The following is a 25,113-nucleotide window of genomic DNA, read 5'->3' on the forward strand; positions in this document are numbered from 1 at the left end:
GGGGGGGGGGGGGGGCGCCGCCCCCCCCCCCCACCGCGGGGGGGGCCAGCCGTTGGGGGCCCCCCCACGACGTTTGTTTCTCTTGTGGAGCTAAGGAGAATTGAACTCCTGACCTCCTGCATGCCATGCAGGCGCTCTACCAACTGAGCTATAGCCCCTTGTTGTGTTGCCCGGTCTCCCTGGCGACATCGAGAACATTACCGGTCACCCCTGCCGTCCACCAAATCGTTTCCGGTCGGCCCCCGCCGGGCCGGTCCGAGGGGGTCGGTCAGGCGGTGGCGAAGGAGTAGAAACGCTTCAGCGTGCAGTGCTCCTCCAGCAGCCGGCCGTAGATCGGCTCGCCCTCCAGCTCCCGGTACGTCTCGATGGGGTCGCCCTTTATGATCAGCGCCCGCGCGCACTCCTCGCACCAGTACTGGTAGTCCGCGTTGACCGGGTCCATGTCCCGGACGATGGGCGTACCGCTGCCGCACCAGTCGCACTTCCGCCTGTGTGCACCCATGGATCAGCCCCGGCCGCGGCCGGAGGCCGTACAGGTGCGGAGGGTGCGGGTGCCGTCGCCGGGCGGGCGGACCGCCGGGGGCGCGCTGCCGGCCGGGTGGCCGGCGCGGGCGGGGGCCCGGCGGACGAAGGGCAGGTCCGGGACGTCGTGGCGGCTCGCAGGCATCGCGCACTCCTCCCCGTTCGGTCCGTCTCCCCCTCCGGCGGTCCGATTCTGCCATGAGCCCGCAACGGGGTCAGCCCGCCGGAGTTCCCGCCCGGCGCCGGCCTCGTACGAGACCGGCGAGCGCACCCGCCGCGCCGGCGCCCGCCAGGGCCAGTCCGCACCCCCAGAGCGCCTCTCCCGACCCCTGTGCGCCGGGGGCGCCCAGGCGGTCGAGGTAGAGCGCGCCGAAGGCCGCGACCCCGATGAGCTGTCCGAGCTGGGTGACCGTCACCAGCAGTCCGCTGGCATCGGCGGCGTCCTGCGGCCGTACGTTCGCCAGGGCACCCGTGAGCGTGGGACTGAAGCCCAGCGCCACACCGGAACCGAGCAGCAGGAACCCCGCGTAGAGGGCGGCCCCGCCGTCGCCCCCGTGGCGCAGTGCCAGGGCGGACACCACCGAACCGGCCGCGGCCAGTACGAATCCACCGGGTATCAGGGCCTTCCGGAGCCCCTCAGGCCAGCGCCGCCAGGTCATCCCGACGACGCCGAACACCGTGGCGGTCGGCACGCACATCAGCCCGGTGCGCAGGGCGGAGTACCCCAGTCCGCCCTGGAGGTGCAGGGTCAGGGTGAAGAGGGACCCCGCGTTGATGGCCATCACCAGCAGGATGCGCACGGCCGCCCGCGCGATCCCGGGGACGCGGAGCACGGCGGGCGCGATGAGGGGCGCACCACCGCGTGCGGCGAGCCGTGACTCGTACGCGGCGAACGCGGCGAGGAGGGCGGCGGAGGCGAGCAGACAGCCCCGGGTCCAGGCGGGCCAGTCCAGTTCCTGGCCGAGCACCAGCGGGACGGTGAGCAGCGTGACGCTCGCGGCGAGGAGCACCAGACCCGTGGTGTCGAGACCGCGCTCGCGCGCCGCCCGCCGGGCCTCGCCGCCGCGCGGTTCGGCCGGGAGCACCCGGGCCCCGAGCACCAGCAGGACCAGGCCGATCGGCACATTGACCAGGAAGGCCGGGCGCCAGCTCGCCCCGAACAGGTCCGCGCTGACCAGCACACCGCCGACCACCTGCCCGGCCACCGCGCCGATCGCCAGCACCGCGCTGTAGGCGCCGAGCGCACGCACCCGGGCCGGTCCGGAGAAGGTCTTCTGGATCAGGCTGAGCACCTGCGGAATCATCACCGCGGCGCCCACCCCCTGGAGCACCCGGAAGGCGATCAACTGCCCGGTGCCGGTGGCCAGTCCGCAGGCGAGGGAGGCGGCCGTGAACACGGAGAGCCCGGTCAGGTACGCGCGCCCGTGCCCGAGCAGACCGCCGAGCCGGGCACCGGTGATCAGCAGGACGGCGTACGAGATGGTGTAACCCGCCACCACGAGCTGCAACTGGGCCCCGGAGGAGCCGAGTTCGCTACGGATCGTGGGGGCGGCGACATTGACGATGAACGTGTCGAGCAGCGCCATGAACTGGGCCGCCAGCACCAGGGCGAGCAGGCGTCCGGGCCGGTTGTCGGTGCCGGGCGCTTTACTGGACGGGGATCGGGGGGTTGTCTCGGAGGTCGTGGCCATGACCGCAAGGCTGGCCGTCGTCGCATACGGGTAACGAGAGCCTGCCGATGCTGGTACTGGCAGCACCTGGCAACACCCGGGCGGGGCACCGACGATGGGGGCGTGACGACGGTGACGACACAGCGGTACGAGGCGACGGGGACCGGCCGCGGGCAGCAGGCCGGGCGCAGACCCGAGCTCGCCGCGTTCCTGCGCAGCCGCCGGGCGCGGGTGACGCCCGCCGATGTGGGCATGCCCCCGGGCCTGCGCCGGCGCACCCCCGGGCTGCGCCGCGAGGAGGTCGCCCAGCTCTCGGGCGTCGGCGTGACCTGGTACACCTGGCTGGAACAGGGCCGTCCGATCAACGCGTCCCCGCAGGTCCTGGACGCGGTGGCGAGGACGCTGCGGCTGGATCCGCCGGAGCGCGAGCATCTGTACCACCTGGCGGAGGTGGCGTACTCGCCGGGCCGGCAGGCCGACACGGCCGAGGTCGGCGAGGAGATCCAGGGCATCATCGACGCCCTCGACCCCCATCCGGCGGTCGTCTACAACGCGCGGTACGACGTGCTGGCGACCAACCCCGCGTACCGGGACCTGTTCGACGCGCCCGAAGTGACGAGGATCGGCACCCGGAACGTGCTGTGGGTCCTGTTCACCGCGTCCGAGGAGACCTGCCCGGTCGTCCACCGCTCCCAGGAGCTGCCCCTCATGGTCGCGACACTGCGCGACGCCTACGGCCGTCATGCGGGCGAGCCCGCCTGGGAGACGTTCGTCGCGCGGCTGTCGGAGGCCAGCCCCTACTTCTCCCGGCTGTGGCGCAGCGGGGACGTCACCCAGCCGGGGCCGCGGGTGAAGACCTTCCGGCACCGGGCGGCGGCCTCCGAGATACGGATGACGTCGGTGTCGTTGTCCGTCAACGGGCTGCCGGAGTGCCGGATCGTCGCGTACACGCCCGCCGACGAGGAGAGCGCGCGACAGCTCGCGGTGCTGCGGGCCGCACGGCGCCCCTGAGCCCCTGAGCCCCTGAGCCCCGACGACGGAACGAGCGCAGAACGAGCAAGGATCCCGCCCCCTGACGGGGACGGGATCCTGAGTGTGGAGCTAAGGAGAATTGAACTCCTGACCTCCTGCATGCCATGCAGGCGCTCTACCAACTGAGCTATAGCCCCGCTGTTCGCTGTGTTTCCCTGCGTTTCCGCGCTGCGAACAAGAAGAACTCTAGCCTGTGACCAGCCGGAAAGTGAAATCCGGCCGGTGCGGGACCCGGACGCCGGGCGGGCGTCCGGTCAGGTGTCGTCGCCGAGCACCGGTTCGGGCAGGGTGCCCGCGTTGTGCTCCAGCAGCCGCCAGCCGCGGGCGCCCTCGCCCAGCACCGACCAGCAGCAGTTGGTGAGCCCGCCCAGCCCCTCCCAGTGGTGCGCCTCCAGGCCCAGGAGGCGGCCGATGGTGGTCCGGATCGTGCCTCCGTGGCTGACGACGACGAGGGTGCCGCCGTCGGGCAGCTTGTCGGCGTGCGCGAGGACGACGGGGGCGGCCCGGTCGGCGACCTCGGTCTCCAGCTCGCCGCCGCCGCGCCGCACGGGCTCGCCGCGCTTCCAGGCGGCGTACTGCTCGCCGTAGAGCCCGACGATCTCCTCGTGGGTGAGGCCCTGCCAGGCACCGGCGTAGGTCTCACGCAGGCCCGGGTCGTGGGCGACCGGGAGCCCGGTGAGCGAGGCGAGCTCGGCGGCGGTGGCCGCCGCCCGGCTCAGGTCGGAGGCCACGATGGCGTCCGGCCGGAGCGAGGCGAGCAGCCGGGCGGCCCGGCGGGCCTGCCCGACGCCGGTTTCGGTCAGCTCGATGTCCGTGGAGCCCTGGAAGCGGCGCTCCAGGTTCCACGCCGTCTGGCCGTGGCGCCAGAGGACGATCTTGCGGCCCCGGCCGCTTCCGGTGCCGTTCAGCTCGGGTCGCCTTCCGTGCCGCCGGTGAGCTGTGCGTGCTCCTCGGCCTTGCCGCGGGTATTCACGGCGTCCTCGGGAAGGGCGATCTCGGGGCAGTCCTTCCACAGGCGCTCCAGCGCGTAGAAGACGCGCTCCTCGCTGTGCTGGACGTGGATGACGATGTCGACGTAGTCGAGCAGGATCCAGCGGGCGTCGCGGTCGCCCTCGCGGCGGACCGGCTTGGCACCCAGCTCCTTCTGGAGCCGCTCCTCGATCTCGTCGACGATCGACTTGACCTGGCGGTCGTTGGGGGCCGAGGCCAGCAGGAAGGCGTCCGTGATCGACAGCACGTCGCTGACGTCGTACGCGATGATGTCGTGCGCGAGCCGGTCGGCGGCCGCCTGGGCGGCGGCGTTGATGAGCTCGATGGAGCGGTCCGTGGCGGTCACAAGGTGGCTTTCGTCGGCGGTCGGATGCACCCCTCGGGGAGGGGCCGAGGAACGGCCGGCCCTCTCGGGAGGGGCCGGGAACCGGCCTCGCGAGCCCGGTCCCGGGTCCTCGGTACCTTCCCAGGATCTCACGGACCGCCGACAGTCCACGCAGTCCCGTTCGGCGCGGGCCGGCGGGCACGGCCCCCGGGGGTGTCCGGGAGCCGTGCCGGCCCGCCCGCGTGCCCTACTCGATCTTGAAGTCCTGGCCGAGGACGACCGAGACGTCCGCGTTCCCCGCGGGCTTGCCCTGCTTGACCGCACTGGTCGGCAGGCCGAGCGTCTTGGCGACCTCGGTCGCCTTCTGCTTGTCGGCCGCCTCCCGGTAGAGGACCTCGGAGGAGGACACCGTGTCCGACTTCCCGCTGTTGACGAAGGCGTAGCCGCCGTTGACCAGCTTGATCCGGGCGGACTCCGTGCCCCGGTCGTCCCCGGTGCCGTTCTTGATGCCGACCCGGACCGCCGCGTCTGCGGACGGGGCCTTGACCGTGCCGCCCAGGATGTCCTTGACGACGCTGTCGGTGGCCGCGTCGGTCAGCGTGCCGTCGTCCTGGACCGGCAGCAGCGCCGTCTTGTAGTCGCCGATCTTCGCGTGCTGGGCGAGCTTGGCCAGCGAGGCACCGAGGTCCTGCTCGGGCAGCGAGGGGTCGAGGATCTGGGCGAGCGTCTGGACGGTGACCGTGGCGGCCTTCGGGTCGTCGGAGATCTTGCGCAGCACGCCACGCATGACCTCGCCGAACCGCATCAGCTGCTTGGTCTCGGCCTCGTCCGGGCCCCGGTAGGTGGCGTAGGCGACGGCCATCGGGCCGCTGAGCGTCTGCGCCTCGCCCTTCTTCACCAGCGGGGCGGCGCCCTTCTTGGTGTCGGGGACGTCGGTGTCGGTGTCGATCTCGATGTTGCCGACCAGGTCGACGAGGTTCTCCAGGTACGGGGTGTCGAGCCGCCAGGTGCCGCTGATGTGGGTGCCGAGCAGGGTGTCGATGGACTCGCGGGTACCCGCCGTGCCGTCGTCGTCGACGGACTTGCCGAGCGTGGTGGTGGCCCCGTCCTCGTCGGAGACGGCCAGCGAGTTGGGCAGCAGGACGGTGGTGCCCTGCTTGGTGGTGACGTTGTCGACGAGCAGGGCGGTGGACGTGCCGCCGCCCTTGGTGTTGTGGAGGTGGACGACGATGACGTCGCGCTTCTGCGGGCCGGCCGTCGTGGCGCTCTCCTTGTCGGAGGAGGACAGGCCCGGGATCTTGTCCGCCGACCACAGATAGCCGACGCCGCCGAGCACCACGAGGGCGGCGACCACGATCAGCGCGACCATCCGGTTGTGTCCCCGGCGGCGCGCCTCCTCACGGCGTTCGCTGCGGCTCTCGGTGAACTTGAGCCAGTCGATGACGTCCTCGGAGTCCTCGTCGGGCTCCTCGATGAACGAGAACTGCTCGGTGCGGTAGTCGCGCTCGGCCCGGCGGGGCCCCGGAACGCCCGTGTCCGGTTCGGCGGCGGGGGGCGGCCCCGGGCGCTGCGGCGGGGCCTCCGGGGCCGGGGCCTGCTGCTGCGGAATGCTCCACTGCTGCGTGGTGTCGACCACGGCCGGCTGCTGGCCGGTGTCGTAGCCGTAACCGCCGTCGTATCCGTAGCCCTGCTGCTGCGGGGGTATCGGCTGCTGGACGCCGTAGGAGTCGTACGGCTGCTGCGGAGCCGGGGGCTGCTGCTGGGCGTACGGGTCGTAGCCGTACCCCTGCCCTCCCTGGGGCGCCTGCTGCGGCGGCACTGGCTGCTGCGGCGCGTACGGGTCGTACTGCTGCTGCACGGGCTGCTGCTGGTACACCGGCTGCCCGTACTCGTCGTAGCCGACGATCTGCGGCTGCTGCTGGTAGTACGGGTCGTACGGATTCTGTCGGTCGTTCACCGGTGCCCCTCTCCGCCCCTCATTCGCCGCGGTACAGCTGGCGCTTGTCGATGTAGCGGACCACGCCGTCGGGCACCAGGTACCAGACCGGCTCCCCCTGGGCGACCCGCTCCCGGCAGTCCGTGGAGGAGATCGCGAGCGCGGGCACCTCCACCAGGGAGACGCCCCCCTCCGGCAGCCCGTCGTCGGTGAGCACGTGCCCCGGCCGTGTCACTCCGATGAAGTGGGCCAGCGAGAAGAGCTCGTCGGCGTCGCGCCAGGTGAGGATCTGGGAGAGCGCGTCGGCGCCGGTGATGAAGAAGAGGTCCGCGTCCGTGTGCAGGGTGCGCAGGTCCCGCAGGGTGTCGATCGTGTACGTCGGGCCCTGGCGGTCGATGTCGCTGCGGCTGACCGAGAACTGGGGGTTGGACGCCGTGGCGATGACCGTCATCAGATAGCGGTCCTCGGCCGGGGAGACGTGCTTGTGGCTCTTCTGCCACGGCTGCCCGGTCGGTACGAAGATCACCTCGTCGAGCTGGAACTGGGCGGCCACTTCACTGGCCGCCACCAGGTGTCCATGATGAATCGGGTCAAACGTCCCGCCCATCACGCCGAGTCGGCGTTTTCCGCGGCCAGTAGGCACTTCCTGCTCTCCCATGCGTGCAGAGCCTACTGGCACAGCCGTACGACTCCGCCTCAGCGGTCGCGGTTGAAGCGCGTGGTGATCCACAGCAGGAGGAGAAGCGCGACAAAGGCACCGCCACCGGTCAGGAGGGGGCTGAGGCTTTCGTGGTTGCCACCGTGCTCGCCCTCGGAGGCGACGGTGACCAGCTGGTGTGCGGTGCTCGTGAGGCTCATCTTCGGCAGGACCTATTCGATCGGGAGCGGGGGAAGACGTCGCGGACATCGTATGCGGGCGTCCCGGGCACGCTCACGCCGACTCAGTCGTTGTTGTCGTCGCTGCGGTATCCGCGCAACAGGAACCAGGCCAGCAGGGCGGCTCCCACGAGCGAGACGACCAGCACGACACGGATCGTGTTGCCCGGCCCCTGACCATCGGATGCGGCGGCGATCAGAGCAACGGTGTGCGGCATGTCGGGCGTCTCCTCAGTTATCCACAGCCCCCCGCACACCGTAGCCCCAGCACCTAGGCTGGTGGCGTCAGGGGGGCGAGCGACGTCTCGTACGAACAGGGGGCCCATTCCATGACCGAAGGCAGCCACGAGAACCACGAGCGGGTGCCGAGCAGGCAGCGCCGGCGCTTCCCCGGGATCTCGTCCCGGGCGTACGAACACCCGGCGGACCGCTCGGCCCTGGTGGCCCTGCGCAAGCTCAGCGGGTTCGACACGGTCTTCAAGGCGCTGAGCGGCCTGCTGCCGGAGCGCAGTCTGCGACTGCTCTTCCTCTCGGACTCCGTCCGGGTGAGCGACGCCCAGTTCACCCATCTCAACGACATGCTGCGCGACGCCTGTTACATCCTGGACCTGGAGAAGGTCCCGCCGATGTACGTGACGCAGAATCCGCAGCCCAACGCGATGTGCATCGGCCTGGACGAGCCGATCATCGTGGTGACCACCGGCCTGGTGGAGCTGCTCGACGAGGAGGAGATGCGCGCCGTCGTCGGGCACGAGGTGGGCCACGCCCTCTCCGGCCACGCGGTGTACCGCACGATCCTGCTCTTCCTCACCAACCTCGCCCTCAAGGTCGCCTGGATCCCCCTGGGGAACGTGGCGGTCATGGCCATCGTCACCGCCCTGCGCGAATGGTTCCGCAAGTCGGAGCTGTCCGCGGACCGGGCCGGGCTGCTGGTCGGCCAGGACCTCCAGGCCTCGATGCGCGGACTGATGAAGATCGCCGGTGGCAACCACCTCCACGAGATGAACGTGGACGCCTTCCTCGCCCAGGCCGACGAGTACGAGAAGTCCGGCGACCTCCGCGACTCCGTGCTGAAGATCCTCAATGTGCTCCCCCGTTCGCACCCCTTCACCACCGTGCGCGCGGCCGAACTGAAGAAGTGGTCGGAGACCCGCGACTACCAGCGGATCATGGACGGCCACTACCCGAGGCGCGACGAGGACAAGGACACCTCCGTGACGGACTCCTTCAAGGAGTCCGCCTCGCACTACGCCGATTCGGTCCGCAGCAGCAAGGACCCGCTGATGAAGCTGGTCAACGACATAGCCGGCGGCGCCGGGGACCTGGGCGGCAAGCTCCGCGACAAGTTCACCGGAGCGGCGGGCGCCAAGCGGCCCGGGACGGCCGGTGACGGGGCTACGGACGGCTCGCCGGAGCCGTCGGACTCCGAGGGGACCGAGGGTCCCCGGGAGACCGGGAAGGACTGACCTTCAGCGTTCCGCAGACGGCGGCGGGCCGGCCCGTGGCGTACGGGTCGGTGCCCGCCGGGGCCCTGGGGTCCGCCCGGCGGCCGGCGAGCAGCGGCCGCAGGGCGCCGGTGGCGTCGGCCGCGCAGGACTGCGGTCCCGCCTCGACGTAGCTGGTGCGCACCTCCAGCCGGTGCAGCCGGACGTCCTCCCGGTCGAAGCGGAAGCGCGTCTCCCGGTGCACGGTGAACAGCGAGGCTCCCCCGGTGGCTTGCGGGCCCGGGGCCGCCGGGTGGAGGGCGTAGGTGAAGGTGTGGTCCGCCACGACGTCCAGGGCGTCGGCCGCCTCCTCGGCGTAGGTCAGGGTGCCCCGGACCCGGACCTGCGGATCGGCGGTGACGACGGCCGGGTCGAAGCGGACCAGCCAGCCGGTCGCGGCGTGCCGGCCGTCGTCGTCGGGCTCGTTCACGCTCCGTTCGAACTGGGCCGTCTGGTCCGGATCGAGCAGGGACTGCACCGGCCGCACGGCGGCGGAGCCGAGGACGTCGGGGTCGAGGGCGGAGGCCACGAGGTAGTCCTTGACGGTGGAGAGCGCGGCGTAGACCTGGTTCTCGGTGAAGTGGTCGGTGCGCCGGGCACCCGGGAGGGTGATGCCGGCCTCGCCCCTGGGGTGGGTGGCGGCGGGGCTGCCCGCGAAGAGGGAGGCGGGGGTGCCGGCCGGGACGGTGCCGGTCGGGGCGAGCGGGACGATCGTCATCCGCAGCGGCTCGGCCGTTCTGGTGACGGGGTTCTCGTAGGGGCGGCGGAAGCCCATGAAGACGGCGGTGCCGAAGGCCAGGGCGATCAGGAGGAGCAGGGCCAGCGCGGCCCGTGAGCCGTTGCGGACGGCGCGACCGGGCAGGCTCCGTACGGCACGGGCGTGTTCGCCCATGCGTTCCTGGGCGGAGAACTCCTGCAGCCGGGCGGCCCGGACGAAGGACTCGTCGAAGACCAGGGAGCGGTACTCGTCGTCGCCCGCGCCGTTCTCCGAAGGGCCCTCGGGTGGATCTCCGCGGTCTGCCATGACTTCTCCCGACTCCACGCCACCGACCGGGGCCGACACGGTGCACCCCTTCCGGCCGAGGTGCTCCGGACAGGTCCCGTCCGGCACGCGGGGGCATGCGCGGACAGGTGAGAAGCCCCCTCTTCGAGCGGACGAGGGGTCATATCTTCAGAGTAGGTCGATTGCGACGGAGGTAAACGCGGGGACGGGTGGGAACTGCCCCGGAGTTCGCCCGCGCGGACGGATGCGTCCGGGGGACGCGGCGGCCGTCAGGGGGTGCGGGGGACGGCGGAGACCAGCGGGCGCGGGGGGCCGTCGGCGGCGGACGGGGCCGCGCTGGGAGCCGGTGCGCTGTCGACGCCGCTCGTGGCGGGCGGCGGGACCTGGTCCTGCCGGTCGCCCGAGGTGTTGCGGTAGACGGCGCTGAAGGCCAGGGCGATCATGCCGACGCCCATCAGCACGGCCAGCAGCCAGGCGACCGGGCGGTGCCAGCGCGCGGAGCCCCGGTAGGGGCGCAGTGCGCCGCCGTGGCGGCCGTAGGGGCCGTCGTCGTCGTAGAAGTCGTCCGCGTCGAGGGAGTCGCCGTAGGCGCGGCCGTAGCCGCCGCCCGTCACGTAGCCCTCGTCGTAGAGGTCGTCGTCCGGCGGACCGGCGCCCGCGCGGGCCCGGAAGGCTTCGGCGCGCGCCTCCGCGGCGGCCGTCAGACGCTCCACGGCGGTCGGCTCGTGGAACTCCGCGGCCCGCACGAAGTCCTCGTCGAACACCACGGAGGCGAAGTCCTCGTCAGCGCCCCCGCGGTCGTCGTCGGGCTCCCAGCCGTTCGGGAACGGCTTGCCCCCCACGTCGTCCGGCACGGCTTCAGCCTAGACCCGTGCGGTGGTTTTGGGCAGGGAGACGGCGTATTCGACGCGTACCGGCCGTCACCTCACATGGCCGTCGCCGGTCACGATGTACTTGGTGGAGGTCAGTTCGGGAAGGCCCATCGGGCCCCTGGCGTGCAGCTTCTGGGTGGAGATGCCGATCTCCGCGCCGAAGCCGAACTGTCCGCCGTCCGTGAAGCGCGTCGAGGCGTTCACGGCCACCGTCGTCGAATCCACCAGCTGGGTGAAGCGGCGGGCGGCGGCCTGCGAGGTGGTGACGATCGCCTCGGTGTGGCCGGAGGACCAGAGCCGGATGTGGGCGACGGCCGCATCGAGCGACTCCACGACGGCGGCGGCGATGTCGTAGGAGAGGTACTCGGTCTCCCAGTCCTCCGGGGTCGCGGGCACCACCGTGGCCTTGGAGCCCTCGGCGAGCTCCAGGACCGTCTCGTCGCCGTGCACGGTCACCCCGGCCCCGGCGAGCGCGTCCAGGGCCCGGGGCAGGAAGGCGGCGGCCACGTCCCGGTGGACGAGCAGGGTCTCCGCGGCGTTGCAGACGCTGGGGCGCTGCGCCTTGGAGTTGACCAGGATCTCCACGGCCATGTCGAGGTCGGTCTCCGCGTCCACGTACACATGGCAGTTGCCGGTGCCGGTCTCGATGACCGGGACGGTGGACTCCTCGACGACGGTGCGGATCAGCGAGGCGCCGCCGCGCGGGATGAGGACGTCGACCAGACCGCGGGCCCGCATGAGTTCGCGTACGGAGTCACGGTTGTCGCCCGGGACCAGCTGCACCGCGTCGGCCGGGAGGCCGGAGCCGCCGACGGCGTCGCGCAGCACCCGGACGAGGGCCTGGTTGGAGGAGCGGGCCGAGGAGGAGCCGCGCAGCAGCACGGCGTTGCCGGACTTCAGGCAGAGGGCCGCGGCGTCCACGGTCACATTGGGCCGGGCCTCGTAGATGATCCCGACCACGCCCAGGGGGACGCGGACCTGGCGCAGGTCGATGCCGTTGGGCAGGGTGGAGCCGCGCACCACCTCGCCGACCGGGTCGGGCAGGGCCGCCACGTCCCGGACGTCGGCGGCGATGGCCCGGATGCGCTCGGGGGTGAGGGTCAGCCGGTCGACCACGGACTCGCTGGTCCCGGCCTCGCGGGCGCGTGCCACGTCCTCGGCGTTGGCCTCCAGGATGTCGCTCGTGCGTACTTCGAGCGCGTCCGCGATCGCCAGCAGCGCGTCGTCCTTCGCCGCGCGCGGAAGTGGCGCGATGTCGGCTGCCGCGGAGCGGGCCCGGTAGGCGGCCTGGGCGACCGGGGACATGTTGTCGTAGGGCGAGAGCGTGGTCATGCCCCGCAGCGTAGTGCGCGGGGCGAGGCCAACCGGTACATATCCCGTGATGCGAGACGGCCGCTCCGGCGCCCCGCCGCGGGGCCCCGGTCAGTACGGATGCACGCCGACGGGGGCGGCCGGCGGCGGACCGTATCCCTCGGCGACCCGCTGGTGGTACGTCTCGCGGTCGATGACCTCCAGGCCGACGATCTCCCAGGGCGGCAGTCCGGCGCTGGAGCGGTGCTCGCCCCACAGCCGCAGGGCCACGGCCGCCGCGTCGTGCAGGTCGCGGGCCTCCTCCCAGTAGCGGATCTCCGCGTGGTCGTTGGCGTAGCGGCTGGTCAGCAGGAAGGGGTGGTCGTGCGCGAGCTGTTCGAGGCCGCGTCTGACCTCCTTCAGGGGGACCTCGGTCCCGGAGACGCAGAGCGTGATGTGCCACAGCCGGGACGGCGGGCGCTGCGGCGCGGCCGCCGGTTCGGGGCCGGTGGTCCGTCCCTCCCTGCGGTCGGCCGGTCCGCTCTCGCAGCCGGGGCCGGTCCCGACGCTGGTCAGGGCGCGGCCTCCCGTTCCTCGGGGCGGCGCCCCCGGGCGCGCTCGTCTCACCGGCGGCCTCCTGTGAATGTGGTGCTGTGCGGTCCTTCGCTGTGTCCCTGCAACAAAGTGGACCAGTCCGCGGGCCGGGATGGGGCGGTTTTCGTGAAGGTCTCCTTACTGAGGCTGGACTTTCAGCCGTTTCGGGGTCCGTCAGCCGTGCAGGACGACGAGATCGTCCCTGTGTACGACCTCGCGCTCGTAGGCGGGTCCGAGTTCGCGGGCCAGATCGCGGGTGGAACGGCCGAGGAGCTGCGGGATCTCCTTGGCGTCGAAGTTGACGAGACCGCGGGCGACGGCGTGTCCGCGCAGGTCGCGCAGTTCCACCGGGTCGCCCGCGGTGAACTCGCCCTCGACCGAGGCGATCCCGGCCGGCAGCAGCGAGCTGTGGCGTTCGACGACGGCCTGGACGGCTCCGTCGTCCAGGGTCAGCGAACCCTGCGGGGTGGAGGCGTGGGCCAGCCAGAGGAGCCGGTCGGCGGAGCGGCGGCCGGTGCGGTGGAAGTAGGTTCCGGTGTCGCGGCCGGCCAGGGCGTCGGCCGCGTGGCTCGCGGAGGTGAGGACGACGGGAACGCCGGCCGCGGTGGCGATGCGGGCGGCCTCGACCTTGGTGACCATGCCGCCGGTGCCGACGCCCGCCTTGCCGGCGCTGCCGATGCTGACCCCGGCGAGATCGGCGGGGCCGGTGATCTCGGCGATGCGGGTGGTGCCGGGGATGCTCGGGTCGCCGTCGTAGAGGCCGTCCACGTCGGAGAGGAGGACGAGCAGGTCGGCGCGGACGAGATGGGCGACGAGCGCGGCGAGCCGGTCGTTGTCGCCGAAGCGGATCTCGTCGGTGGCGACGGTGTCGTTCTCGTTGACGATCGGCAGCGCGCCCATGTCCAGGAGCTGGTCCAGGGTGCGGTAGGCGTTGCGGTAGTGGGCGCGGCGGCTGGTGTCGTTGCTGGTCAGCAGGACCTGGCCGACGCGGACGCCGTAGCGGGCGAAGGAGGCGGTGTAGCGGGCGACCAGGAGTCCCTGGCCGACGCTGGCGGCGGCCTGCTGGCGGGCCAGGTCCTTGGGGCGGCGGTGGAGTCCGAGCGGGGCGAGTCCGGCCGCGATGGCGCCGGAGGAGACGAGGACGACCTCGCGCTCGCCTCCGTCGCGGACCTTGGCCAGAACGTCGACGAGGGCGTCGACCCGGTCGGCGTCGAGGCCCCCGGCCGCCGTGGTGAGGGAGGAGGAACCGACCTTGACCACGATCCTTCGGGCCTCGCTGACGCCCTGCCTTGCCCCTGACACCCGCATCCCCCTGGTTCGCCGCTCGATGGACCCCGCAATCTACGCGAGCGCGGATCGCGGCGCCTTCGCGTTCCGCACCGTGGACCCGCTTTCGTCCTGATCCGTACCGTTCCGTATCTGTTCGGCACCCCGGCTCGTTGCAGGAGACGTCGCCCGACGGCCGGGCGGACTCCAGGAACAGGACGTGATCGCATGCGCCAGCTGTCCATCCCCGGGGCCTGGGTGCACGAGCCCCGGCTCATCCCCGACAGCCGGGGCAGCTTCCACGAGTGGTTCAGGGCGGCGGATCTGGGGGCTGCGGCGGGGCACGGGCTGGAGCTGGCGCAGGCCAACTTCTCCGTCTCCCGCCGGGGCACGCTGCGCGGGGTGCATTTCGCGGACGTGCCGCCGGGCCAGGCGAAGTACGTCAAGTGCGTACGGGGCGCGGTGCTGGACGTGATCGTGGACGTCCGCACGGGCTCGCCCGGTTTCGGACGGTGGGAGGCGGTCCGCCTCGACGACACCGACCACCGGGCGGTCTACCTCGCGGAGGGGCTGGGCCACGCCTTCATGGCGCTGACCGACGACGCGGCCGTCCTCTACCTCTGCTCCGCGGGGTACGCGCCGGGCCGCGAGCACGGGGTGGACCCGCTCGATCCGGCGCTGGGCATCGACTGGCCCGCGGACATCACCCCGCTGCTCTCCCCGAAGGACGCGGCGGCGCCCTCGCTGGCCGCGGCCGAGGAGCAGGGGCTGCTGCCCTCGTACGCGGCCTGCGAGGCGTACTACGCCCGGCTGCGGGCGGGCTCGGCGGAGCTGAGCGCGGCCGGGGGCTGACCGGGGCGCTCGGCGGCGAGCAGGGCCGGGAACGCCTCCGCGAGGGCGGCGCGCCAGTCCCGGATGGGTTCGATCCCGGCGGCGGCGAACCGGTCGTGCCCGAGCACGCTGAACGCGGGCCGGGGCGCCGGGCGGGGGAAGGCCCCGGTCGTGGTGGGGCGCACCCGGCCGGGGTCGGCGCCCAGCAGCCGGAAGATCTCGCGGGTGAAGCCGCACCAGGTCGTCTCGCCGGTGCTGGAGCCGTGGTAGACGCCGGGGGGCGCGGTGGAGTCGAGCGCGGCGCGGCCGAGCCGGACCAGCCGGGCGGCCAGGTCGGCGGTCCAGGTGGGCTGGCCGCGCTGGTCGTCCACGACGTCGAGGGTGTCCTTGACGCCCTCCAGCCGGATCATGGTGCGGACGAAGTTGGCGCCGCCCGCGCCGTAGAGCCAGGCGGTGCGCACGACGTAGCCGGTGTCGGGCAGGGTCTCCAGGACGGCCCGTTCGCCCGCGAGCTTGGTGCGGCCGTAGGCGGTGCGGGGGCCGGTGGGGTCGTTCTCGCCGTACGGGCGGGTGGCGTCGCCGGCGAAGACGTAGTCGGTGGAGACCTGGAGGAGGACGGCGCCGTGCGCGCGGCAGGCCTCGGCAAGGACGGCGGGCCCGGTGCCGTTGACGCGCAGGGCCTCCGCCTCCCGGCTCTCGGCGTCGTCGACGGCGGTCCAGGCCGCGCAGTTGACCACGACGGCGGGGCGGTGGACGGTGAAGGCCTCGGCCACCCGGGCCGGATCGGCGATGTCGAGGACGGCGCGGCCGGCGGCGACGGCGGTGACGCGCTCCCGGGCGAGGGCGGCCAGCAGGTCCTGGCCCAGCATTCCGGCGGCGCCGGTGACCAGCCAGACGGGGTTCACAGGGCGGCCCTCTCCTTCAGCGGTTCCCACCAGGCGCGGTTGTCGCGGTACCAGCGCACGGTCTCGGCGAGGCCGGTGCGGAAGTCCTTGCGGGGCACGTACCCCAGTTCCTCGCGGATCTTGGTGCAGTCGACGGAGTAGCGGCGGTCGTGGCCCTTGCGGTCCTCCACGTGGACGACGGCGGTGTCCCAGTCGGCCTCGCAGGCCTCCAGGAGCAGCCGGGTCAGTTCCTTGTTGGAGAGTTCGGTGCCGCCGCCGATGTTGTAGACCTCGCCGGCGCGGCCGCCGGTGCGGACGCGTTCGATGCCCTGGACGTGGTCGTCGATGTGCAGCCAGTCGCGGACGTGGGCCCCGTCACCGTAGAGCGGGACGGGCAGGCCGTCGAGCAGGTGGGTGACGAAGAGCGGGACGACCTTCTCGGGGAAGTGGTGGTGGCCGTAGTTGTTGGAGCAGCGGGTGACCCGGACGTCGAGTCCGTGGGTGCGGTGGTGGGCGAGGGCGATGAGATCGCTGGAGGCCTTGGAGGCGGAGTAGGGGGAGTTGGGCGCGAGGGGTTCGTTCTCGGTCCAGGAGCCCTCGTCGATCGAGCCGTAGACCTCGTCGGTGGAGACGTGCACGAAGGTGTCGATCCCGGCCCGGTGGGCGGCGTCGACGAGGGTGTGGGTGCCGAGGACGTTGGTGCGGACGAACGCGGCGCCGCCGTCGATAGAGCGGTCCACATGGGATTCGGCGGCGAGGTGCACCACCTGGTCGTGCTCGGCCATGAGCGCGCCGACGAGGGCGGGATCGCAGATGTCGCCCCGGACGAAGGAGAAGCCCGGGTGGTCGCGGACCTCGTCGAGGTTGGCGGGATTGCCGGCGTAGGTGAGCTTGTCGAGGACGGTGACGGAGACGTCGCCGGGGCCGTCCGGGCCGAGCAGCGTCCGTACGTAGTGGGAGCCGATGAATCCGGCGCCGCCGGTCACCAGGAGGCGGGTCGTCATGAGGAGATCTGCACCTTGCTGTGGTCGCCGAGGACGAGTCGGTGGGCGGACGGGCTGCGCGGGGCGGGGGTCACCTCGACGTCATGGCCGATGAGGGAGGCCTCGACGCGGCGGACGCCGTCGATCGAGGCGCCCCGCAGCACGATGGAGTACTCGATCTCGCTGTCCTCGATGCGGCAGTTCTGGGAGACCGAGGTGAACGGGCCGACGTAGGCGTCGCTGATCACCGAGCCGGTCCCGATGACGGCGGGCCCGACGATCCGGCTGCGGGTCACCCGGGCGCCCGGCTCCAGGCGCACCCGGCCGATGATCTCGCTCTCGCCGTCGACGTGGGCGCCCTCGGTGCACGGTTCGACGCTCTCCAGCACGGTCCGGTTGACCTCCAGCATGTCGGTGACGTTGCCGGTGTCCTTCCAGTAGCCCCGGATGAGCGTGGAGCGCACGTCGCGTTCCCGGTCGATCAGCCACTGGATGGCGTGGGTGATCTCCAGTTCGCCGCGCCAGGAGGGGTGGATGGAGCGGACGGCCTCGTGGATGGCCGGGGTGAAGAGGTAGACGCCGACGAGGGCGAGATCGCTCTTGGGCTCCCTGGGCTTCTCCTCCAGGGCCACCACCCTGCCCTCCCCGTCGAGTTCGGCGACGCCGAAGGAGGTCGGGTCGGGCACCTGGGTCAGCAGGATCCGGGCGTCGGGCCGGTCGGTGCGGAACCCCTCGACCAGGCCGGTGATGCCGCCGACGATGAAGTTGTCGCCGAGGTACATGACGAAGTCGTCGTCGCCGAGGTAGCGGCGGGCGATCAGCACGGCGTGGGCGAGGCCGAGCGGTTCGGACTGGGGGATGTAGGTGACGTCGAGGCCGAAGCGGGAGCCGTCGCCGACCGCCGCGCGGATCTCCTCCTCGGTGTCCCCGACGATCATCCCGACATCGGTGATGCCGGCCTCCGCGATGGCTTCGAGCCCGTAGAACAGCACGGGTTTGTTGGCCACCGGGACGAGCTGTTTGGCCGAGGTGTGCGTGATGGGGCGGAGCCGGGTGCCTGCCCCGCCGGAGAGTACGAGAGCCTTCACTGTTTCAGCCCCACGGTGAGTCGGCGGTTCCGTCGCGGCTGCGACCCGCCGACCCTACTGATATTCGGTGCACCGTCCGCGGCGAAACTTCCGCCGCCGCCCGCTTGCCGACACATCCGGGGGAAATGCGCCGGCCCCCCGTAACCGAAACGCTTCTTCCGCTCCCCCGGGAGCGCGGACGGAAAGGGAATGCGCGGGCGGCGGGCGAACGGAATACCGAATTGCGGAATTCACCGCAGTCCGCATGCCCTGCGGACTGCGGCCCCGTGGACGGCGCCCCGCCTCAGGGGTGGCGCAGCCGCCAGCCCTGCCAGGCGGAGGCGATCATCTCGTCGATGCCGTACCGCGCGGACCAGCCCAGCTCCGTACGGATGCGGTCGGCGGAGGCGACCACGCGGGCCGGGTCGCCGGGGCGGCGGGCGGTCACCTCGGGGGCGATGTCCGTACGGTCGGTCGCCTTGAGGATCCGGTCGACCATCTCGCGCACCGAGCTGCCCTCGCCCCGGCCGATGTTCAGCGTGAGGTCCGTGCCGGGCCCGGCGGACTCCAGCCGGCGGGCGGCGGCGAGGTGGGCGGAGGCGATGTCCTCGACGTGGATGTAGTCGCGGACGCAGGTGCCGTCGGGCGTCGCGTAGTCGTCGCCGAAGATCCGGGGCCCCTCCCCCGCCTCCAGGCGCTCGAAGACCATGGGGACGAGGTTGAACACGCCGGCGTCGGCCAGCTCGGGCGAGGCCGCGCCGGCGACGTTGAAGTAGCGCAGCGAGGCGCAGCGCAGCCCGTGGGCCGCGGCGGCGGCGTGGATCAGCCACTCGCCGACCAGCTTGGTCTGCCCGTACGGGCTCATCGGCGCGCAGGGGGTGTCCTCGGTGACGAGGTCGACGTCGGGCATGCCGTAGACGGCGGCCGACGACGAGAAGACGAGCCGGTCGACGCCCGCGTCGACCATGGCTTCCAGCAGCACCTCCAGACCGGTGACGTTCTCCCGGTAGTAGTAGAGGGGGCGCTCGACGGATTCGCCGACCTGCTTCTTGCCTGCGACATGCACCACACCCGTCACGGTGTGGTCACGGATCGCCGCGTCCAGCGTCGCGCGGTCCAGCACGCTGCCCGTGACCAGCGGCACGCCGTCCGGCACGTTGGCGGCGGTGCCCGTGGACAGGTCGTCGTACACGACCACGGGCAGGCCCCCGGCGAGCATCGCCCGCACGACGTGCGCACCTATGTATCCGGCCCCGCCCGTAACCATCCAGGTCATTGTGCGCGTCTCTCCCTCTGTACGTGGTCCTGCGTGGGGATCACCCTACGCGCACGGAAACCGAATCAGACAAATATGAACCAACAGTATTATCGTGCGATACAAGGCCTTGTCCGGACGACGCCCGGGGAACAACCCGGGTGAAGCCGGGCACCCTCGGATGAAGCCGGGGCAAACACAAGGCCACAGCGGGCCGATGTCAATCAATTACGCTGTTCAGGTGCTCAGGCGCTCCCCCATGATTCCGCGGTGCGAATCGGTGCCTCGCACGGACCCTGCAGACAGCTCTCTGGACTGGTGAAGGATGCCTCGACTGACACTCATCGTGCCTGCGTACAACGTGCAGGGGTATGTCCGGGAGTGCCTCGACTCCGTGCTGCGGCAGGACTTCACCGACTTCGAGGTCGTCGCCGTGGACGACTGCTCGCCGGACAACTCCGGCGCCATCCTGGACGAGTACGCGGGACGCGACCCCCGGGTCCGGGTGCTGCACCTCAGCGAGAACGTGGGCCTGGGCCACGCCCGCAACGCCGGAATGGAGCAGGCGACCGGTGACTATCTGCTCTTCCTGGACAGCGACGACACCCTGACGCCCGGCTCGCTCTCCGCGATCGCCGCCCGGCTCGCCGAGACGGACGATCCCGACGTCCTGGTCTACGACTACACCCGGAGCTACTGGGACGGCCGGCTGCTGCCCAACCAGCGCGCCGAGCTGCTCTCCCGCCCCGGCCCGGACGTCTTCCCGCTCTCCGAGCGCCCCGAGCTGCTGGACCTGCTGCAGATCGTCTGGAACAAGGCCTACCGCCGGGACTTCGTCGAGGCCCACGGCTTCCGCTTCCCCACCGGCTACTACGAGGACGCCCCCTGGACGTACTCCACGCTGGTCACCGCCGAGCGCATCGCCCTGCTCGACCGCACCTGTGTGCTCTACCGCCAGCGGCGCGAGGGCGGGAACATCCTCAAGACGGTCAGCCGCAAGCATTTCGACGTGTTCGACCAGTACGACCGCGTCTTCGCCTATCTCGACGAGCGCCCGGAACTCGATTCCTGGCGGCCGGCCATTTTCCGCAAAATGGTCGACCACTATCTCACCGTCATGGAAAAGCCGGGCCGCCTCCCGAAGGGTGCGCGGTCCGAATTCTTCCACCGGGCGGCGGCCGATTACCAACGACGGATGCCCGAGGGTTTCGAGCGTCCGGGCGGCGGCCGCGGATACAAGTACGCCCTGCTCGGCATGGACTCCTACTCCGGTCTGACCGGGGTCACCCGGGCCAGCCGGGTGCGCAACCGGACCCGGGCGCGCAACGTCGAGCGGGTCGGCCGGGCCAAGCGGGCCGCGATGCGGATGATCTACCAGTCGCAGCTGCGGCTGCCCCTGGACCCGAACCTCGCGGTCTTCTCCGCCTACTGGAGCCGGGGCTACTCCTGCAACCCGGCCGCGATCGACGCCGAGCTGGCCCGGCTGGCCCCGCACATCCGCCGGGTCTGGGCGGTGCGCGCCGAGCATGTGAAGCGGGTCCCCAAGGGCGTCGAGACGGTCGTCGTCGGCTCCCGTGAGTACTGGACGGCGCTGGCCCGGGGCACGTACTTCGTCAACAACGTGAACTTCGCCGACGCGCTGGTCAAGCGCGAGGGCCAGATCCACCTCCAGACCCACCACGGCACCCCGCTGAAGACGATGGGCCTGGACCAGGCGAACTACCCGGCCTCCACCAGCATGGACATGGAGGACCTGCTGCGGCGCTGCGACCGCTGGGACTACAGCCTCGCCTCCAACCGCTTCTCCACCTCGGTGTGGGAGCGGGTGTACCCCTGCTCGTACACCTCGCTGGAGACCGGCTACCCGCGCAACGACGTGCTGATCAACTCCGGTGCCCGCGAGGTCGCGCAGGCCCGCCGCGAGCTGGGCGTGGCCGACGGCTCCACGGTCTTCCTCTACATGCCGACGCACCGCGAGTACCAGAAGGAGTTCACCCCGCGGATCGACCTGCCGAAGCTGGCCGAGGAGCTGGGCCCCGACGTCACGCTGCTGGTGCGCGGGCACTACTTCTACAAGCCGACCGGGAAGCTCGCCGCACTCCAGGCCAGCGGCCGGGTCGTCGACGTCTCCGCGCATCCGGCCGTCGAACAGCTCTACCTGGCGGCCGACGCCCTGATCACCGACTACTCCTCGGCGATGTTCGACTACGCCAACCTGGACCGGCCGATCGTGATCTTCGCCGACGACTGGGACACGTACAAGGTCGTCCGGGGCACGTACTTCGACCTGATGGCGGAGCCGCCCGGTGCCGTCGCCACCAGCCAGGAACAGCTCACCGGGATCCTCCGCTCCGACGAGTGGCACAGCGAGAAGTCCGCCCGCTTCCGCAGCGCCTTCCGCGAGCGCTTCTGCGACTTCGACGACGGCCACGCGGCCGAGCGTGTCGTACGCACCGTCTTCCTCGGCGAGAAGAACGTCCTTCCCGTCGTCCCGCTTGCCGACCGCAAGCCCGCACCATCTCCTGCCCAGGCGCTCGAACCGGTCGAGCGGGTCTGACCCGAAAGGAATGCCGAACAACATGACCCCCCGGCTCAGTGTCATCGTGCCGATGTACAACGTCGAGGCGTATCTGGAGGCGTGTCTCGATTCGGTGGAGGCGCAGACCTTCGCCGACTTCGAATGCGTCATGGTCGACGACGGCTCGACCGACGGCTCGGCGGCGATAGCCGAGGCCTTCGCCGCCCGCGACCCGCGCTTCAAACTGGTGACGAAGGTGAACGGCGGCCTCGGCTCGGCCCGTAACGCCGGTCTGGCCAACATGGCGCCCGAGAGCGAGTACTTCGCGTTCCTCGACAGCGACGACGTCATCCCGCCGGACGGCTACCGCATGATGGTCGCCAGCCTCGACGAGACCGGCTCCGACTTCGCCACCGGCAACGTCTTCCACGTCAAGGGCGAGCGGTCCTGGCAGGTCCCGCTCATGAAGATGCTGGCCGGCGAGGCCCGCAAGCGCACCCACATCTCCGAGTACCCCAAGCTCGTCGCCGACCGCATCTCGTGCAACAAGGTCTGGCGCCGCACGTTCTGGGAGAAGCACTCCTTCACCTTTCCCGAGGGCGTGCTCTACGAGGACAGCGCCGTGGTGCTGCGCGCCCACTACCTGGCCGACGCCATCGACCTGATCGGCGAGCCGGTCTACTACTGGCGGCTGCGCGAGGGCGAGTCCGCCCCATCGATCACCCAGCGCCGGACCGACCCGCAGGGCGTCCGCGACCGCGTCGCCGCCTGCGAGACGGTGACCCAGTTCCTGGCCGGCCGGCCCGGAGCCAAGTGGGCCCAGTTCAAGCGGGAGTACGACGCCCGTGTGCTCCGCGACGACCTGCGCATCTTCCTCAACGTGGTGCCGGACGGCGACGAGGAGTACCGCGAGGCCTTCCTGATCGCGGCCAACCGCTACCTCGACCAGGTCGACCCGCAGGTCCTGGACGAGCTGCCCGCCGTGCTGCGCGTGCAGTACGCGCTGGTGCGCCGCGGCGCCGTCTCCGAGCTGATCGACCTGCTCGCCGACCAGCGCCGCCGCGAACCGGTCGAGGTCAGCGGCTTCCTGCGCAAGTACGCCGGGTTCAAGGCCCTGGACCGCAGCGGGGTCACGCTCTCCCGCAAGACCCTGCGCATCGACAAGGACCTGGAGCTCAGGACCCCTCTGGTCGGCGTGGAGTGGCGCAAGGGCAAGCTGCTGCTGACCGGCGACGCCTGGATCGACAAGATCGACATCCCGAACCGGCGGAGCACCGCCAAGTTCATCCAGATCAAGAAGGGCGGTTCGCGCCGCCGGCTGGTCTTCCCGGCCAAGAACGTCTACCGCCCCGGCCGCACCTCGGACACCTGGCAGAAGCGCTACAACTACGACTGGTCGGGCTGGGAGTTCTCCTTCGACCCGGCCAAGCTCCGCCACAACGGCCAGTGGGAGGAGGGCATATGGCACATCGGTGTCATCGTCGTGTCCTCCGGGCTGCTGCGCCGCCGCGGCATCCAGTCCAACGGCGGCAGCGCCGCCAACTTCCCGCCCTACCAGTGGCTCGACGAGAACCACCGGATGCTGCCCAGCGTCGAGGGCGCCGCCCTGAAGCTGCGCATCGAGCGGGTCAACGCGCTGGTGACCGGCCGTGAGCTGGACGGCGACCGGATCGTGGTCCGGGGCGAGATCCGTACGCCGGTGGCGAGCGACGAGACCGTCACGCTGCAGGTCTCGAACCAGGCGAGCGGGGAGATCCACCGCTACGACGTGAGCGTCGAGGCGGGCGGCACCGCACCCCACTCCTTCCGCGTCGAGGTGCCGCTGGCCGATATCGCCCTGGTCACCTCCGAGACCACGGAGGGCCACGCCCAGCCCCGGGTCCGCAACTGGAGCACCGCGCTCATGGTCTCCGGACCGGACGAGAACGCCCAGCCCCGCCGGCTGAGCCCCGTCGTCCAGGAGGGCATCGAGGACGCCCGCTTCCCGCTGCCCGCGAGCACGGAGCCGCAGGCGTCCAGGCGCGAGCTGGCGGTCATCGCCGGCCACAACGGCTATCTGAAGTTCCGCGGCCAGACCGAGCGCGCCGTGATGACCAAGGTGAGCGAGCGGGACGGCAAGATCGTGCTGTCCGGCCACGCCCCGCTGCACCTGGTCGGCTCGGAACTGCTGCTGAAGGCCAAGGAGCGCTTCGACGAGCGGCTGGTCCCGATCACCTGGAGCGCGGACGGCTCCTACGAGACGGCCTTCGACCCGTCGACGCTGGGCGGCGGCGCCCAGGGCACCATCCCGCTCAAGGCCGGCCGGTGGAACTTCTTCCTCCGCCGGACCGAGGGCCCGGACGTCGAGTTCGTCATCGACCGCCTCGCCTCCGACCAGTTCCCGCTGCACACCACGCTGAGGGGCCGCCGCTACTGGCTGGAGGCCCGCTGGCACGACTTCCCGCAGCTCAACTGCCGCTCGGAGCTGGCCGACGTGGAGCGCGGCCCGTACCGCCAGGCCCAGCTGCGCCGCGACGTCTACGACGCCAAGTGCCAGGAGCCGCTGCGCGACCAGGTGTTCTACCTGAGCTACAACGGCAAGCAGTACTCGGACAGCCCGCGTGCCATGCACGAGGAGCTGGTGCGCCGGGGCGCCGACCTCAAGCACCTGTGGGCGGTCCGCGACGGCCAGGTGGAGCTGCCCCCGACGGCCGAGAAGGTCCGGATGTGGGGCACCGAGTGGTTCGACGCGCTGGCCTCCAGCAAGTACATCGTGACCAACGCGCACCTGCCCGAGTGGGTCGTACGCCGTCCCGGCCAGGTCATCGTGCAGACCTGGCACGGCACGATGCTGAAGAAGATCGGCCATGACATCGACACGCTCCACTTCGACAAGGAGTACCAGAAGCGTCTGGAGCTGGAGGCGAAGAACTGGAGCATGCTGGTCTCCTCCAACCGCTTCAGCACCCCGATCCTGAAGCGCGCGTTCTCGTACGACGGGGAGATCCTGGAGGCCGGCTACCCGCGCAACGACTACCTGTACTCGGAGGAGCGGGACAAGCTCGCCGAGACGATCAGGAAGCGCATCGGGCTGCCCGAGGGCAAGAAGGTCGTGCTCTACGCGCCGACCTGGCGCGACGACCAGTCGCACCGGGCCGGTCAGTACTCCTTCGACCTGCGGCTCGACCTGGAGGACGCCCGCCGCCGCCTCGGCGACGACCACGTCCTGCTGATCCGCCGCCACTCCAACGTGGTCGACCAGGTGCCGGGCGCGGGCAACGGCTTCGTCTGGGACGTCTCCGAGTACCCGGACATCGCCGATCTGTACCTCGCGTCCGACATCATGATCACCGACTACTCGTCCGTGATGTTCGACTACGCGCACCTCAAGCGGCCGATGCTCTTCTTCACGTACGACCTGGAGCACTACCGGGACACGCTGCGCGGGTTCTACTTCGACTTCGAGAAGGACTCCCCCGGACCGCTGGTCCGTACGTCCTCCGAGCTGATCGACTCGATCCGTGACATCGACACGGTGTGGCCGCAGTACGGCGAGCGCTTCGACCGCTTCCACCACCTCTTCTGCGACCTCGACGACGGCAGCGCCTCGCAGCGCGTCGTGGACCGCATGATCGAGCAGGCGACGGAGCTGAAGGGCGAGAAGTAACGGCACACGCCGAAGGGGGCGGCCCGGGGATTCCTTCTCCGGGCCGCCCCCTTCGTGTGGCGGCGGTGC

General features: G+C 71.3%; 23 protein-coding genes and 2 tRNA genes. 5 read left to right on the forward strand and 20 right to left on the reverse strand.

Features of this window, described 5'->3' with window-relative positions:
* Positions 1 to 85: 85 nt before the first annotated feature.
* The 4 genes from ACZ4FH_RS07730 to ACZ4FH_RS07745 form a co-directional block, all read right to left on the reverse strand.
* A tRNA-Ala gene (locus tag ACZ4FH_RS07730) sits at positions 86 to 158 on the reverse strand.
* Positions 159 to 268: 110 nt separating this feature from the next.
* Positions 269 to 502 carry a hypothetical protein gene (locus ACZ4FH_RS07735; RefSeq protein WP_018103228.1) on the reverse strand — a complete coding sequence of 78 codons (234 nt, stop codon included), beginning with the start codon at positions 500 to 502 and terminating at the stop codon, positions 269 to 271.
* A gap of 3 nt (positions 503 to 505) precedes the next feature.
* Positions 506 to 667, reverse strand: coding sequence for a hypothetical protein (locus ACZ4FH_RS07740; protein WP_467303094.1), 162 nt, complete (start codon positions 665 to 667; stop codon positions 506 to 508).
* 70 nt (positions 668 to 737) lie between these two features.
* Positions 738 to 2,213 carry an MFS transporter gene (locus tag ACZ4FH_RS07745; RefSeq protein ID WP_467303095.1) on the reverse strand — a complete coding sequence of 492 codons (1,476 nt, stop codon included), beginning with the start codon at positions 2,211 to 2,213 and terminating at the stop codon, positions 738 to 740.
* Between the two features lie 102 nt (positions 2,214 to 2,315).
* Between ACZ4FH_RS07745 and ACZ4FH_RS07750 the strand changes: the two genes are divergently transcribed.
* Positions 2,316 to 3,203 (forward strand): helix-turn-helix transcriptional regulator, encoded by an 888-nt coding sequence (locus ACZ4FH_RS07750; protein WP_467303097.1) that lies wholly within the window; start codon positions 2,316 to 2,318, stop codon positions 3,201 to 3,203.
* A gap of 85 nt (positions 3,204 to 3,288) precedes the next feature.
* Here ACZ4FH_RS07750 and ACZ4FH_RS07755 read toward each other — a convergent pair.
* The 7 genes from ACZ4FH_RS07755 to ACZ4FH_RS07785 form a co-directional block, all read right to left on the reverse strand.
* Positions 3,289 to 3,361, reverse strand: a tRNA-Ala gene (locus ACZ4FH_RS07755).
* A 117-nt stretch (positions 3,362 to 3,478) separates the two neighbouring features.
* On the reverse strand, positions 3,479 to 4,132 hold the full coding sequence (locus ACZ4FH_RS07760; RefSeq protein ID WP_467303540.1) for a histidine phosphatase family protein: 654 nt from the start codon (positions 4,130 to 4,132) through the stop codon (positions 3,479 to 3,481).
* Positions 4,129 to 4,560: a ribosome silencing factor gene (gene rsfS, locus ACZ4FH_RS07765; RefSeq protein WP_467303099.1), complete on the reverse strand. Its 432-nt coding sequence runs from the start codon at positions 4,558 to 4,560 to the stop codon at positions 4,129 to 4,131. Before rsfS ends, ACZ4FH_RS07760 begins: the two co-directional genes overlap by 4 nt.
* 226 nt (positions 4,561 to 4,786) lie before the next feature.
* Positions 4,787 to 6,496 carry an LCP family protein gene (locus ACZ4FH_RS07770; protein ID WP_467303101.1) on the reverse strand — a complete coding sequence of 570 codons (1,710 nt, stop codon included), beginning with the start codon at positions 6,494 to 6,496 and terminating at the stop codon, positions 4,787 to 4,789.
* A gap of 19 nt (positions 6,497 to 6,515) precedes the next feature.
* Positions 6,516 to 7,133, reverse strand: coding sequence for a nicotinate-nucleotide adenylyltransferase (gene nadD / locus ACZ4FH_RS07775; protein WP_383633271.1), 618 nt, complete (start codon positions 7,131 to 7,133; stop codon positions 6,516 to 6,518).
* A gap of 38 nt (positions 7,134 to 7,171) precedes the next feature.
* Complete coding sequence (locus tag ACZ4FH_RS07780; RefSeq protein ID WP_383633274.1) at positions 7,172 to 7,333, reverse strand: hypothetical protein; 162 nt, start codon at positions 7,331 to 7,333, stop codon at positions 7,172 to 7,174.
* An 83-nt stretch (positions 7,334 to 7,416) separates the two neighbouring features.
* A complete protein-coding gene (locus ACZ4FH_RS07785; RefSeq protein WP_383633277.1) occupies positions 7,417 to 7,569 on the reverse strand; it encodes a hypothetical protein in 153 nt (50 codons plus the stop codon).
* A 111-nt stretch (positions 7,570 to 7,680) separates the two neighbouring features.
* Here ACZ4FH_RS07785 and ACZ4FH_RS07790 point away from each other — a divergent pair, with 111 nt between their 5' ends.
* A complete protein-coding gene (locus ACZ4FH_RS07790; protein WP_467303103.1) occupies positions 7,681 to 8,817 on the forward strand; it encodes a M48 family metallopeptidase in 1,137 nt (378 codons plus the stop codon).
* On the opposite strand, the gene ACZ4FH_RS07795 is transcribed toward ACZ4FH_RS07790, so the two are convergent.
* From ACZ4FH_RS07795 to proB, 5 genes are all read right to left on the reverse strand, one after another.
* Complete coding sequence (locus ACZ4FH_RS07795) at positions 8,747 to 9,859, reverse strand: SCO2583 family membrane protein (protein WP_467303105.1); 1,113 nt, start codon at positions 9,857 to 9,859, stop codon at positions 8,747 to 8,749. The genes ACZ4FH_RS07790 and ACZ4FH_RS07795 overlap by 71 nt on opposite strands.
* A gap of 248 nt (positions 9,860 to 10,107) precedes the next feature.
* Positions 10,108 to 10,692: an SCO2584 family spore wall biosynthesis protein gene (locus tag ACZ4FH_RS07800; protein ID WP_467303107.1), complete on the reverse strand. Its 585-nt coding sequence runs from the start codon at positions 10,690 to 10,692 to the stop codon at positions 10,108 to 10,110.
* Positions 10,693 to 10,758: 66 nt separating this feature from the next.
* Complete coding sequence (locus ACZ4FH_RS07805; protein WP_383633289.1) at positions 10,759 to 12,042, reverse strand: glutamate-5-semialdehyde dehydrogenase; 1,284 nt, start codon at positions 12,040 to 12,042, stop codon at positions 10,759 to 10,761.
* Between the two features lie 90 nt (positions 12,043 to 12,132).
* On the reverse strand, positions 12,133 to 12,627 hold the full coding sequence (locus tag ACZ4FH_RS07810) for a hypothetical protein (protein WP_383633292.1): 495 nt from the start codon (positions 12,625 to 12,627) through the stop codon (positions 12,133 to 12,135).
* A gap of 141 nt (positions 12,628 to 12,768) precedes the next feature.
* Positions 12,769 to 13,854, reverse strand: a complete 1,086-nt coding sequence (proB, locus tag ACZ4FH_RS07815) for a glutamate 5-kinase (RefSeq protein WP_383633559.1) — start codon at positions 13,852 to 13,854, stop codon at positions 12,769 to 12,771.
* A 234-nt stretch (positions 13,855 to 14,088) separates the two neighbouring features.
* Here proB and ACZ4FH_RS07820 point away from each other — a divergent pair, with 234 nt between their 5' ends.
* Positions 14,089 to 14,712, forward strand: a complete 624-nt coding sequence (locus ACZ4FH_RS07820; RefSeq protein WP_383633295.1) for a dTDP-4-dehydrorhamnose 3,5-epimerase family protein — start codon at positions 14,089 to 14,091, stop codon at positions 14,710 to 14,712.
* On the opposite strand, the gene rfbD is transcribed toward ACZ4FH_RS07820, so the two are convergent.
* The 4 genes from rfbD to galE all read right to left on the reverse strand — a co-directional run bounded on the left by rfbD (position 14,661) and on the right by galE (position 18,901).
* Positions 14,661 to 15,596 (reverse strand): dTDP-4-dehydrorhamnose reductase, encoded by a 936-nt coding sequence (gene rfbD, locus ACZ4FH_RS07825; RefSeq protein ID WP_383633298.1) that lies wholly within the window; start codon positions 15,594 to 15,596, stop codon positions 14,661 to 14,663. The two genes, ACZ4FH_RS07820 and rfbD, sit on opposite strands and share 52 nt — an antisense overlap.
* Positions 15,593 to 16,579 (reverse strand): dTDP-glucose 4,6-dehydratase, encoded by a 987-nt coding sequence (rfbB, locus tag ACZ4FH_RS07830; RefSeq protein WP_467303111.1) that lies wholly within the window; start codon positions 16,577 to 16,579, stop codon positions 15,593 to 15,595. Before rfbB ends, rfbD begins: the two co-directional genes overlap by 4 nt.
* The gene (locus tag ACZ4FH_RS07835) at positions 16,576 to 17,646 is read right to left on the reverse strand and encodes a glucose-1-phosphate thymidylyltransferase (RefSeq protein ID WP_467303112.1); all 1,071 of its coding nucleotides are present in this window, start codon (positions 17,644 to 17,646) and stop codon (positions 16,576 to 16,578) included. Before ACZ4FH_RS07835 ends, rfbB begins: the two co-directional genes overlap by 4 nt.
* Positions 17,647 to 17,929: 283 nt before the next feature.
* A complete protein-coding gene (gene galE, locus ACZ4FH_RS07840) occupies positions 17,930 to 18,901 on the reverse strand; it encodes a UDP-glucose 4-epimerase GalE (RefSeq protein ID WP_467303114.1) in 972 nt (323 codons plus the stop codon).
* A 304-nt stretch (positions 18,902 to 19,205) separates the two neighbouring features.
* Between galE and ACZ4FH_RS07845 the strand changes: the two genes are divergently transcribed.
* On the forward strand, positions 19,206 to 21,437 hold the full coding sequence (locus ACZ4FH_RS07845; protein ID WP_467303116.1) for a bifunctional glycosyltransferase/CDP-glycerol:glycerophosphate glycerophosphotransferase: 2,232 nt from the start codon (positions 19,206 to 19,208) through the stop codon (positions 21,435 to 21,437).
* Positions 21,438 to 21,459: 22 nt separating this feature from the next.
* Positions 21,460 to 25,044: a bifunctional glycosyltransferase/CDP-glycerol:glycerophosphate glycerophosphotransferase gene (locus ACZ4FH_RS07850; protein ID WP_467303118.1), complete on the forward strand. Its 3,585-nt coding sequence runs from the start codon at positions 21,460 to 21,462 to the stop codon at positions 25,042 to 25,044.
* Positions 25,045 to 25,113 lie beyond the last annotated feature (69 nt).

The sequence above is a fragment of the Streptomyces sp. NPDC024555 genome, assembly GCF_055559335.1.